Source organism: Intrasporangium calvum, from assembly GCF_028446585.1.
Taxonomy (GTDB): Bacteria; Actinomycetota; Actinomycetes; order Actinomycetales; family Dermatophilaceae; genus Intrasporangium; species Intrasporangium calvum_A.
In genome coordinates this window covers 1-11,217 of sequence record NZ_JAPFQL010000106.1, presented here as the reverse complement: position 1 = coordinate 11,217, position 11,217 = coordinate 1, and the positions used below count along the sequence as shown (strand labels likewise).

Below are 11,217 nucleotides of genomic sequence, written 5' to 3'. Positions count from 1 at the left end.
CAGCCGCCCCACGCTCAAGCGGTCATGCCATGCGGGTCGATGACGTACTTGCGGGCCGCTCCCTTGTCGAAGTCCTGATAGCCCTGGGGTGCGTCGTCGAGGCTGATCGTCGTCGCGTGGACCGCCTTCCCGATGTGCGCCTTGTCGGCAAGGATCATGTTCATCAGGTGGCGGTTGTACCGCTTCACCGGGCACTGACCCGTGGTGAAGGAGTGCGACTTGGCCCAGCCCAGGCCGAGCCGTACGCCGATCTGTCCGATCTTCGCAGCAGCGTCGATGCCGCCGGGGTCACCGGTGACATAGAGCCCGGGGATGCCCAGGGCCGCTCCGGCGCGAGCCACGGTCATCATGTCGTTGAGCACCGTCGCCGGCGCCTCCGCGGCGCCCTCACCATGTCCGCGAGCCTCGAACCCGACTGCATCGACCGCCGCATCCACCTCGGGCTCGCCGAGGATCTGCTCGATCAGGTCCGGCAGCGCAGCACCCGTGCTGAGGTCGACGGTCTCGCACCCGAAGCTCTCGGCCTGACGCAGGCGCTCGCCGTTCATGTCGCCCACGATGACGACGGAGGCGCCGAGGAGCTGAGCCGAGTAAGCAGCAGCGAGCCCCACCGGGCCGGCACCGGCGACGTACACGGTCGACCCGGTGGTCACGCCCGCGGTGTAGGCGCCGTGGTAGCCGGTCGGGAAGATGTCCGACAGCATGGTCAGGTCGAGGATCTTCTCCAGCGCCTGGTCACGGTCGGGGAACTTGAGCAGGTTGAAGTCGGCGAAGGGGACCATGACGTACTCGGCCTGTCCACCGAGCCAGCCACCCATGTCGACATACCCGTAGGCCGCCCCGGCCCGTGCCGGATTGACGTTGAGACAGATGCCGGTCTTTCCCTCGTTGCACATCCGGCATCGCCCACAGGCGATGTTGAACGGGACCGAGCAGATGTCGCCTTCCTTGACGAAGAGGACGTCGTCGCCGACCTCGACCACTTCGCCGGTGATCTCGTGACCCAGCGTCTGCCCGACGGGCGCAGTGGTCCGGCCACGGACCATGTGCTGGTCACTGCCGCAGATGTTCGTGGTGACGAGCTTCAGGATCGCTGCGTGCGGCGCCTTCCGCTTCAGCCCGAGACCATTCACGACGTCGTCGGGGATCTCCAGCTTCGGGTAGTCGATGGACTCGACACTCACTTGGCCGGGGCCCTTGTAGACAACAACACGGTTGCCTGTCATGACACTTCCTCTCCGTTCCGGCAACGCCGAGAACTCCTCTGCAGATTTCTCCGGATGACTCTTTCCGACACGAAGGCCGCGCCCGCCTGGACGCGACCACGTTCAGTCCTGCGCCGGCGCACTCGGCGTGTAGGACTCCTCGACCGAGGGGCTCTCGGCCTGACGCGACTGCGCGATGAAGTCGTAGAGCAGCACCGCGCCCCCACCTCCCACGAGTGGACCGATCCAGTACAACGGGAACTCGGACCATCGCACGGTGCCCCCGAACAGGGAGAGCGCCAGGTCCGGCCCGAATGTCCGGGCGGGGTTGAGGGAGCCCCCCGTCAGGGGGGCGATGAGCAGGATCGCGGCGGCCACGGCCAGCCCGATCATCAGGCCCGCCCAGCCCAACGGGGCTCGGGAGTCGACCGCGAGAGCCATGATGGCGAAGAGCAGGACAAAGGTCCCGAGTGCCTCGGCGACGATCCCCTGCCAGTACGTGACTCCCGAGCCCAACGAGGTCCCGCCGAGGCCGGCATCGACGGCATCACGGCCGAAGGACGCGATGATGAGCACGGCACCGGTGAACGCACCCACGAGCTGCGCGACGATGTAGGGCACGACCTCGCGCCAGGGGAACCGACCGGTGATGGCCAGGGACAAGGTCACTGCGGGGTTGATGTGGGCGCCGGACACCGGTCCGAAACCGTAGATGACGACGGCCACGACGATGGCGAACGCCAGCGAGATGAAGCCCAGGCCCGCGTAGGTCACCTCGCCGTTGCCCATTCTGAGCGCCGCCACCACCGACCCTGCCCCTACCAGGACCAGCAGGGCTGTGCCCAGCCACTCGGCGGCGAGACGCCTCACCATCGCTGCATTCATTCGTAACCCCTAGCGTCGGACGCTGACGTGTCGAAGTGCGCGTAACGGAAACTACTCAGCGCGGTGAGGCCCGCCAAGGTTCCTGTGACGAACGGCGTCGATCCTGCAACGGGCGGGCCCGTCGGCTGCGCCGGCTGCGGGGAGCCTCCGGTCGAGCCTCCCTCAGAGGCCGAGCGCGGCGCGCACCAGACTCGCCTGCCGCCTCGAGACCGGGATCGCGGAGCTACCCGGTAGGTCGAGGAAGAGCAGGAGCTCGCCACCGCGGGCTCGGCCGACCTCCCGCACTCGGTTGGGATCCACCAGGTGGCTACGGTGCACGCGCAGGAACCCGTGCGGCACGAGAACCTCCTCCACGTTCTTCAGACCGCGGTCGGCGGCCCTCAACCGCCCGTGTTCGGTGGTCAGCCAGACGGTGTTGCCCTGGGCCTCAGCGGAGTGGATGTCGGCCGGGCGCAGCAAGACGGTCCGGTTCCCGCGCTGGGCGACAATGCGTGATCGACTGCCTTCGACGGGCGCCCCTTGCGCACGGTCGGGTCCCGACGGCTGATCGCTGGTGCCCCGCAGAGGGGTCCCGTCATCGGAGCCGACAGACACGAGGAACCCAATCGGGCTCCCCGCCGACAGCACCGGGGTGAAGAGCGCCTCCACCCACTCCTCGCGCCCCGGGACCAGCAACCGGGCCGTCACCGCGGGCTCGGGTGCGCCGTGAGCCGTGGCGACCGCAGCTGCGAAGACATCGGCGAGGTCAGGCACCTCCAGCCCTGGTCTGGCCCTGCGGTGGTCCCCACCTTCCGGACCGGTGACTCCCAGGAGCTGGTCGGCTGGCCCGTTCGTGGCCACGACGCCTCCCCCGGCGTCGAGTGCAAGCCTCGCGTTTCGACTGCGCGAGGCGAACTGCGTGAAGGCGGCAGCCAGGTCGCGGCGACGGTCCCGTGCCCGTTCGTCGAGCCTCGCGTGCGTGGACGACACCATGGAGCGGAGCAGCTCGGGTGCTCTTTCGGGCATCGCACCCGTCGCGGTCGAGATGTTGACGGCGGCGAGAGCCACCTTCGTGACGGGGTCGACGATCGGCGCCGCCAGACAGTCCAGGCCCTGGAAGCCGTCGCACCAGTGCTCCGGGCCTCGGATCGCCGTCAGGCGGTGGGAGCGGAGTGCGGTGCCCATCCCGTTCGTGCCCGTCGCAGACTCGGACCAGAGATGGCAGGGCGACAGGTTGGCCTCGGCCGCCCCAGGGACGCCATCACCCCACGCCCCGACGAGCCGACCATCCGCATCCACCACCGTGACGACTGCTTCCGGAAGGCGGGGTTGGGCAGCCGCCGCCTGACCACCGAGCTGGACCAGGAGAACCTCGTCCTCCAGGCCCGGCCACGTCGAGTTGGAGGCTCGCGGCGCCAAGCACAGCTGCGGATCGACGGCGAAGGTGTCGCGGCAGCGCAGCCAGGACGACGCGATGGCGGGACGCACGCCAGACAGGGAGTCGAACCCCGCGCGAAAGCACTCGCGAGCCCGGCTCACGGCAGCGGCCTCCGAGCGCGAGAGAGTGAGGCTCATCACAGGATCCAGTCTATGGCGCACCAACCTCTCGGAAGGCGCCTCTGCCGATCCGACTTTCGACGGTGCGATCGTCGGCGGTCGAGGACGTGGGTTGACGTTTGTCTGCCGGAATTCACGGAAGGTCGCCTGCCGGACCGGCGTCGGCGGACCGCGCGCTGCGTTCCCCGGATCCGGGCTTAGAGTGTCCCCGTGTTCGGACGCAAGAAGACCCTGAATGACGAGCTCGCAGACGCGGCGACCCAGGCCCGCCCGGAGCGACCCGGAGCCAAGAACCGTCCGACGCCGAAGCGGCGCGACCAAGAGGCGGCCAACAAGCGTCCGCTCATCATCACCGACCGCAGGGCCGCCCGGTCCCAGGACAAGGTGGCCCGCCGCGAGGCCATGGCCAAGCAGCGCGCCGGCATGATGGCCGGGGATGACCGCTACCTGCCCGTGCGCGACAAGGGCCCGCGCCGCCGTTTCATCCGGGACTCCGTGGACGCTCGCTGGAACGTCGGCGAGTTCATCCTCCCGGTCATGCTGCTGGTCCTGCTGATCAGCTTCGTCGGGACTGACTGGGCCACCCTCATGGTCTTCGTCCTCGTCTACGGCCTCATCTTCGTGGCCATCATCGACGCGGTCCTGATGTGGCTGCGCACGAAGAAGAAGGTCATCGCAAAGTTCGGCCAGGCCGAGAAGGGTGATGCGTTCTACGCCGTCATGCGGGCGTTCCAGATGCGCCGCACGCGCATGCCGAAGCCCGCCGTCGATCGCGGACAGCACCCCTCCTGAGTCCCGTCGTCACCCTCGTTGCCGGATGCCGCTGAGCTCGCTCCCAGCCCGACCTTGAGGTCGCTGGGTAGCTGGCTCTGAGGCGCCGCCCGGCGAGGCTCAGGCGCCGTCTCCCGGGGCGACTCGCGCGACGAGGTCGGCGAAACCAAGCGGCTCCCGGGTGACCGCGTAGGTGGCGAAGTACAGCTTGGCCACCCCGCCGTCCGCCGCCCGGACGACCTGCAGGACCTCTCCCCGCTCGCGGCCGGCGACGGCGCGGAACCGGTCGTGGGACTCCGGGGCGAAACGCGTCTCCGACAGGGGGTCCTCGGTCAACCGGGACCACAGCTCACCGTCGCGGACGAAGAAGGTGATCGGCGACCCCTCGGACCACCACCGGCCGAGCAGCTCGGCCAGCTCCGGGCGTGGGGTCTCCGGTGCCCACGCCGGCTCGATCGCGGGCTCGGCATCGATCACGGCTTCTACGAGGTCGGTGGCCAGCGCCAGCGGCTCGGCTCCGGCCGTGACGTTGGCGAAGACGATCGCGCCCACGCCCTCACGACGCCGGACCCGCAGCCCGGTGAGGTAGCCGGGCATCGCGCCCCCATGCCCGATGAACACGCGGTCGCCGCGGCGCCCCATGCCGAAGCCGAGCCCATAGGCGCCGGTCCAGCCGTCGACATCGCTCATGATGAGCGGCCGGCACATCTCCTCGATCGTCTCCGGCCGGACCACCCGCTCGTCCGGACGGGCCAGGTAGGCCGCGTAGGCGGCCATGTCGGCGACTGTGGACCACAGGCCGCCCAGGGGCGCGGTCGCGTTGAGGGTGAAGAGGGGCTCCTCCCTGGCTGTGCCGGCGTACGGGTCGACCTGATAGCCCTTGGCCCGGTCCGGCGCCGGGGAGAGGCCGGTCCGCGTCATCCCGAGGGGGTCGAGAATCCGCTCCCGCACGACGTCTTCCCAGGCCTGTCCGGTGATCCGCTCGATCACCTGGCCGAGCAGCCCGTAGGCGAGGTTGGAGTAGTGGAACGCCTGGTGCGCCGGCAGGACCTGCTCGGCCTGGTCCACGCCCGCGAGGAAGGCCTCCTGGTCCGGTGCGCTGAGGCTCTCCCAGATGTAGCCGATGGGTTCGCGCTGCAGGCCGGAGGCGTGCGCCAGCATCTGGCGCAGCTGGATCCGAGCGTGCTTCGTGCCGGGGAGGTGGTCCTCCAGCGTGTCGTCGAGGCTCAGCCTGCCGTCGTCACGGAGGGCCATGACGGCCAGCGCGGTGAAGGTCTTGGTCACCGAGCCGATCAGGAACTGGGTCGAGTCGTCGGCGGGCCCCGGGCCACCGTCGCCGTCTCCGAGACGGGCGGCACCGACGTGGCCCGACCAGACGAGGCTCCCGTCGCGAACGAGGCCCGCGCTGACCACCGGAGAGCGCCACCGTCGCTGGGCCGCGCTCAGCCGAACCAAGAGGTCGCGCTCGACGGATGGACTCAGCGGGGTCGCGGTCACTCGGCAGCCCGCAGGCTCATCGCGCCGTACACGACGGTGTCACCGTGTCGCAGCGTGACGGCCTCCACCCCTGCTTCCAGCAGGTCGCGCCAGGACTCGCCGAGGAAGTTCTCGGCGTCGCTCTGAGTGGGAAACCCCCGAGTCGAGAGGGCTGCGCCCTCCATCGTCTCGCCATGGGCATCGAAGTACAGCCACGTCCAGTCCGAGCTCATGCCGTCACCCTAGACGGTGCGGCTGACCAAGGCGGCACCCCCCGAACCGCTCTGGCCGGCTCGATGCCCACAGGCGACGTGAACCCTGAAACCGGTTGACACCCCAATGGTTTCGAACATATGTTCGATACATGGCGGATGCGGAGATGATCAATGAGCTGCGGGCTCGGCTCGGCGAGGTGCACGCTCGTCACGAGGCTGATTCCCGCGCCGCTGCGGACGCGTTCTGGGCCTCGTTGAGCCAGGCACCCGCTCATCCCTCCCCCACCCAGCAGTCGCCCGCGCATCGGGCTCGGCGACGACCCGGCCGGACAGCCCCTGCCGGCCGGTCGCGCGGCCCTCGGCTGCGTGAGGTCGGCGGCCACCGACGGTCCGGACTGTGGGCGCAGGTGCCGGCTGAGGGTCCACTGCCGTTCCACCCGCGCGAGGTCGAGTCGGTCTGGCTGGATGAGCTCGACCTCGAGGGCGCGGACGCCGAGTGGTTCGAGGCCCGCTTCGCGCATGCGCTGAAGCCCACCGAGCCGCGCGAGCCCACCCGGTCCGTTGAGCCGTGGGAGCGCCGGGCGTCGGAGTTCGACGAGCCGGTGGCGGTCAAGGTCGACGCGATGCTGGGGAGACCGCTGACACGCCACGGCTCGGACGTGCTGGCGCACACCGTGGAGCACCTCGCCGACCTGCGAGCCCAGCAGGACGTCATGCTCGTCAATGTCGTCGCCGAGCTGCAGGCACGCGGTGAGGAGCCGCCGGGCGGGCTCAGGATCACCGACTGGCTCCGCAGCCTGAATCCGGGGATGACCGCAGGGCAGGCCAAGGACGTGGTCGCCGTCGCCCAGGCGATCACCCGACCACGCTGGGACGAGCTGAGCGCGAGGGTCACGATGCAACACGTCAGCATCGCCAAGGCGGCGCGGATCATCGAGTTCCGAGAGCGGAACGAGCCGGTCGCCGACCCTCCCGAGCTGACCGTGGCGGTGCACGAGCTGGTGACCCGGGCCCCGGAGCTCATCCACGAGGACTTCACGGCCTTGGTGCGCCACCATACCGAGCAGGTCCGGCCGCCGCGCGACGATGACCGCCTGGATCAGGGCCGCCGGGCCGCGCGGGGACTGTGGTTCGACCAGTCGAACCGGACCGGAATGGTCGCGATGCGCGGCGTGCTCGACCCCGAGGCCGCCGCGGTCATCAAGTCGGCCATCGACCCGCTGTCCGTGCCGAGCCCCATGACTGACGAGAACGGTCACGCCCTGGCCCCGGACCCGCGGACGCCGGCCACCCGGCGCGCCGACGCGTTGCTGGAGATCGTGGCGCGCGGCGTGGCGGCCGGCGAGTCCCTCCCGGGCACCGACAAGGCGAAGGTCGTCGTCACCATCGACCACGACGTGCTGGCCGGACGGGTGCGAGGGACCGGCCTGGCCACGACGGCCGACGTCCTCTCCACCGACACGGTTCGCAGACTCGCCTGTGACGCCGCGATCATCCCGATGGTGCTCGGCGGACGCAGCGAGCCCCTCGACGTCGGCCGACAACACCGCCTGGTCACGGCGAGTCAACGGGTCGCTTTGTGGCACCGCGACCGCGGCTGCAGCTACCCCGGCTGCACCATCCCGGCGGCGTGGACCGACGCACACCATGTGACGCACTGGTCCGACGGCGGCAGCACCAGCCTGGACAACCTTGCCCTGCTCTGTCGCCGGCACCACAGCCACGTCCACCGCCACGACCTCACCGCGAGCATCACCCCTGACCACGTCACCTGGCACACGTGATCAGCCAGCCCGCGTCACCTGGCACGCGCGATCACCCCGGTGTCGCCAAGGTCACCCTCACCGTGGGGCGCGGCGTTTGACGCGCCTCGGCTCCGTCTGTCACGGTTCGACGTACCGATGGGCAATGGGGCAAGCCGGTGAGATTCCGGCGCTGACCCGCAACCGTGATCCTGACATCGACACCCTCGATGCCGGGCAGCCGGAAAACCCGTGCGCATCCGGCTCCTCATCAGTCTGTCGTGGAAAGCGGACCGGAGACACCAGGCCACAGGACCACCCTCCGACCTCGGTGCCCCACCGCAAGGAGGTCAACGTGTCCTTTGCCCATCGCGTTCCCGTACGGGTCGCCCTCATCGCCGTGCTCGCCGCGGCCATCAGCCTGCTGTCCCTGGCGCCCGCGCACGCTGCCGCTTACCGGTTCTGGGGCTTCTACCAGCTCACCGACGGCCAGTGGGCCTTCGCGCAGAAGGGTCCCGACCAGATCGTCCCCGAGGACGGGTCCGTCGAGGGCTGGCGTTTCGCCGTGGCCGACATGAACGACACCCGCTTCCCGCGGGCGACCCTGACGTTCGACCAGCTCTGTGGCTCGACCGCCGCCGAGACCGGCAAGAAGCGCGTCGGCCTCATCGTCGACTTCGGACGCCCGGCCGATGCTGCGGACGGCGCCACTCCCCCGGAGCCCCAGGCCTCCTGCGCCGTCGTCCCCGCCGACGCGACCAGCACCGACGTGCTCGCAACGGCAGGCGAGCTCCGCGTCGAGAACAGCCTGATCTGTGCCGTCGCCGGCTACCCGGCCGCGGACTGTGGCGGCGAGGTGAAGGAGCTCAGCGCGGAGGCCAAGGCGGCCGACACTCCCGTGCAGGTCGCAGCGCCCGCTGCCCCCGCAGCGACGAGTGCTGCCCCGACGCCCGAGGCGACGACAGCCAACGCCCCCGCCGAGGAGACGTCCAGCGGGACGAGCACAGCGGCATACGTCATCGCTGCACTGACGCTGCTGGCCCTGCTCGTCCTCGTCATCGCGCGCTCTCGCGCAGCGCGCCGCGGCCAGGGCTGAGCCCGGGCTCCGACCGTGACCGCCCGTGAGCGGCTCCAGCACCCCGCAGCCTGGTGGCTGTGGGGTCTGGGGCTCGCCACGGCCGCGTCTCGGACGACCAATCCCGTGGTTCTCCTGCTCGTCATCGGCGTCTGCGTCGTCGTCGTCCTCGAGCGTCGGGACCCATCCACCCCGAACCCCCTCGCAGCCTTTCTCTTCATCGGGGCCGCGATTCTCGTCTTCCGCATCGTGATGACCGCGGTGCTCGGCAACGGGATCAGGGGCGAGACGGTGCTCGTCACCCTCCCGCGCATCCCGTTGCCCGAATGGGCCGCGAGCATCCGGATCGGCGGCCCGGTCTCGTTGGAGAGTCTCCTCTACGCCTCCTACGACGCGCTGCGCCTCGCGGCCATCCTGGCGTGCGTCGGCGCGGCCAACGCCCTGGCCAGTCCGCGGCGGCTTCTTCGATACCTGCCGGCGACGCTCTACGACGTCGGCACGGCCGTCGTCGTCGGGCTCACCTTCGCTCCCCAGCTGCTGACCGACGCCCGTTCGGTCCGGTCGGCGCGCGCCCTGCGCGGGCACGACGGGCGGGGCATGCGCGAGCTCGCCAGACTCGCGGTCCCCGTCCTGGAGACAGCGTTCGAGCGGTCGCTCGGACTGGCCGCGTCGATGGAGTCCCGCGGCTACGGGCGTGCGGTCCGAGCCAGCGCCGGCGGCCGGCGCGCTGCGTCCGCCCTCGCGCTCGCGGGCGTGCTCGGTGTCCTGGCCGGCCTCTACGGGCTGCTCGACAGTTCCGTCGGGGGCGTCCTCGGCCTGCCGCTGCTCCTCACCGGGCTCATCGTGGCAACGGCCAGCCTCGTCGTGGGTGCCTCGAGGGACGGGCGGTCAGGACACCGGCGGGACCGCTGGACGTGGACCGAGTCCATGACGGTGGCGTGCGGCGCCCTCGCCGGTGGGGTGCTCATCGTCGCTGCAGCGGGGGGCTGGCCCGGTGTCGTGCCGAGCCAGCGGGCCGAGCTTCCCCCGGTCCCCCTGCTTGCCGTCCTGGCCGTGCTCGCCGCTGCGCTCCCCGCTTGGTTCACGCCCAGACCCCGGAGGGTCGCATGATCACCTTCGACCACGTGAGCGTCCGTTACGCCGACGCCGCCGAGCCGAGTCTCCGGGACGTCAACCTGCGCATCCCGGAGGGCGAACTCGTCCTCGTGGTGGGTCCCACGGGCAGCGGCAAGTCCACGCTGCTTCGGTGCATCAACGGCCTCGTCCCCCACTTCAGCGGCGGGACCCTCACGGGCGAGGTCGCCGTGGACGGCCACTCGACCGCCACTCATCGACCCCGCGACCTGGCCACCGTCGTCGGGCTCGTCGAGCAGAACCCCACCGCCACGTTCGTCACCGATGTCGTGGAGGACGAGATCGCCTACGGCATGGAGACGATGGGCCTCGACCCCACGACCATCCGCCGGCGCATCGAGGAGACGCTCGACCTCTTCGGCCTGACCCCGCTGCGTCACCGTCCTCTCACCTCGCTCTCCGGAGGGCAGCAGCAGCGCGTGGCCATCGCGTCCGTCTTCGCCGCAGGCCCCCGGATCCTCGTCCTCGACGAGCCGACCTCGGCGCTCGACCCGGTGGCCGCCGAGGAGGTGCTGGCCTCGCTGCACCGCATCGTTCACGACCTCGGGGTGACCGTCGTCCTGGCCGAGCATCGCCTCGAGCGCGTGGTGCACCACGCGGACGGAGTCATCCTCATCGACGAGGGCCGCACCTCGGACCTGCTCGACCCTTCGGTGGCGATGGCCAGCTCGCCGATCCATCCGCCACTGGTGGCCCTGTCGCGCCTCGCCGAGTGGTCGCCCACTCCCCTGTCGATCCGGGACGCCCGTCGCCGGGCGATCGAGCTGCGGGAGCGGCTGGCCGCGGTGGCGCCCGTGGACTCATCGGCGGGGCCCACTGACGAGTCCGTGCGACTGACGGGAGCGCGGGTGCTGCGAGGGGGCAGCCCCGTCATCGAGGACCTGTCGCTGACTCTCGCGGCAGGGACGGTCACCGCGCTCATGGGGCGCAACGGCGCGGGCAAGTCGACGCTCTTGTCCGCCCTGGCCGGGCAGCTGCCCCTTTCCCGGGGATCGGCCCGGATCAGCGCCGCCGGGCAGTGGACCGACCCGTCCGCGCTGCCCGCCCGACGTCGGGTCGCCGTCGTCGGCCTGGTGCCCCAGCAGCCGGAGCTGCTGCTCTACACCGACTCCGTGGCGGCAGAGTGCGCGGCGGCCGACGCCGACTTCGGGGTGCCCGCCGGCACCACCGCCCTGCTC

At 70.7% G+C, this 11,217-nt stretch carries 10 protein-coding genes and 1 riboswitch; of the genes, 5 read left to right on the top strand and 5 right to left on the bottom strand.

The annotated features are described in order from the left end of the window. Positions 1-14 precede the first annotated feature (14 nt). From fdhA to OO014_RS17715, 3 genes are all read right to left on the bottom strand, one after another. A complete protein-coding gene (fdhA, locus tag OO014_RS17725) occupies positions 15-1,226 on the bottom strand; it encodes a formaldehyde dehydrogenase, glutathione-independent (RefSeq protein ID WP_272463651.1) in 1,212 nt (403 codons plus the stop codon). A gap of 102 nt (positions 1,227-1,328) precedes the next feature. After that, positions 1,329-2,078 carry an MIP/aquaporin family protein gene (locus OO014_RS17720; RefSeq protein ID WP_272463650.1) on the bottom strand — a complete coding sequence of 250 codons (750 nt, stop codon included), beginning with the start codon at positions 2,076-2,078 and terminating at the stop codon, positions 1,329-1,331. A gap of 174 nt (positions 2,079-2,252) precedes the next feature. Then, on the bottom strand, positions 2,253-3,644 hold the full coding sequence (locus tag OO014_RS17715; RefSeq protein WP_272463649.1) for a DNA-binding protein: 1,392 nt from the start codon (positions 3,642-3,644) through the stop codon (positions 2,253-2,255). 192 nt (positions 3,645-3,836) lie between these two features. On the opposite strand from OO014_RS17715, the gene OO014_RS17710 reads away from it, so the two are divergent. Then, positions 3,837-4,418, top strand: a complete 582-nt coding sequence (locus OO014_RS17710; RefSeq protein WP_272463648.1) for a DUF3043 domain-containing protein — start codon at positions 3,837-3,839, stop codon at positions 4,416-4,418. Between the two features lie 99 nt (positions 4,419-4,517). Here the strand turns inward: OO014_RS17710 and OO014_RS17705 are convergent, their stop codons facing one another. Together OO014_RS17705 and OO014_RS17700 are read right to left on the bottom strand one after the other, a co-directional pair. After that, positions 4,518-5,894, bottom strand: coding sequence for a serine hydrolase domain-containing protein (locus OO014_RS17705; RefSeq protein ID WP_272463647.1), 1,377 nt, complete (start codon positions 5,892-5,894; stop codon positions 4,518-4,520). Further along, a complete protein-coding gene (locus OO014_RS17700) occupies positions 5,891-6,106 on the bottom strand; it encodes a hypothetical protein (protein ID WP_272463645.1) in 216 nt (71 codons plus the stop codon). The genes OO014_RS17705 and OO014_RS17700 overlap by 4 nt, the downstream gene beginning before the upstream one ends. Positions 6,107-6,237: 131 nt before the next feature. Between OO014_RS17700 and OO014_RS17695 the strand changes: the two genes are divergently transcribed. The 4 genes from OO014_RS17695 to OO014_RS17680 all read left to right on the top strand — a co-directional run. Further along, the gene (locus OO014_RS17695; RefSeq protein ID WP_272463644.1) at positions 6,238-7,872 is read left to right on the top strand and encodes an HNH endonuclease signature motif containing protein; all 1,635 of its coding nucleotides are present in this window, start codon (positions 6,238-6,240) and stop codon (positions 7,870-7,872) included. A gap of 92 nt (positions 7,873-7,964) precedes the next feature. Then, positions 7,965-8,103, top strand: a riboswitch (cobalamin riboswitch). Positions 8,104-8,185: 82 nt separating this feature from the next. Continuing rightward, positions 8,186-8,926 carry an SCO2322 family protein gene (locus tag OO014_RS17690; RefSeq protein ID WP_272463643.1) on the top strand — a complete coding sequence of 247 codons (741 nt, stop codon included), beginning with the start codon at positions 8,186-8,188 and terminating at the stop codon, positions 8,924-8,926. 15 nt (positions 8,927-8,941) lie between these two features. Then, positions 8,942-10,015 carry an energy-coupling factor transporter transmembrane component T gene (locus OO014_RS17685; protein WP_272463642.1) on the top strand — a complete coding sequence of 358 codons (1,074 nt, stop codon included), beginning with the start codon at positions 8,942-8,944 and terminating at the stop codon, positions 10,013-10,015. Continuing rightward, a partial coding sequence (locus OO014_RS17680; RefSeq protein WP_272463641.1) for an ABC transporter ATP-binding protein occupies positions 10,012-11,217 on the top strand: 1,206 nt, incomplete at its 3' end. The genes OO014_RS17685 and OO014_RS17680, both read left to right, overlap by 4 nt.

Bases quoted from the DNA above. Each gene is read 5' to 3' on its own strand.
- OO014_RS17720 (WP_272463650.1), bottom strand. From the start codon at position 2,078: ATGGTGAGGCGTCTCGCCGCCGAGTGGCTGGGCACAGCCCTGCTGGTC.
- OO014_RS17715 (WP_272463649.1), bottom strand. From the start codon at position 3,644: ATGAGCCTCACTCTCTCGCGCTCGGAGGCCGCTGCCGTGAGCCGGGCT.
- OO014_RS17700 (WP_272463645.1), bottom strand. From the start codon at position 6,106: ATGAGCTCGGACTGGACGTGGCTGTACTTCGATGCCCATGGCGAGACG.
- fdhA (WP_272463651.1), bottom strand. From the start codon at position 1,226: ATGACAGGCAACCGTGTTGTTGTCTACAAGGGCCCCGGCCAAGTGAGT.
- OO014_RS17695 (WP_272463644.1), top strand. From the start codon at position 6,238: ATGGCGGATGCGGAGATGATCAATGAGCTGCGGGCTCGGCTCGGCGAG.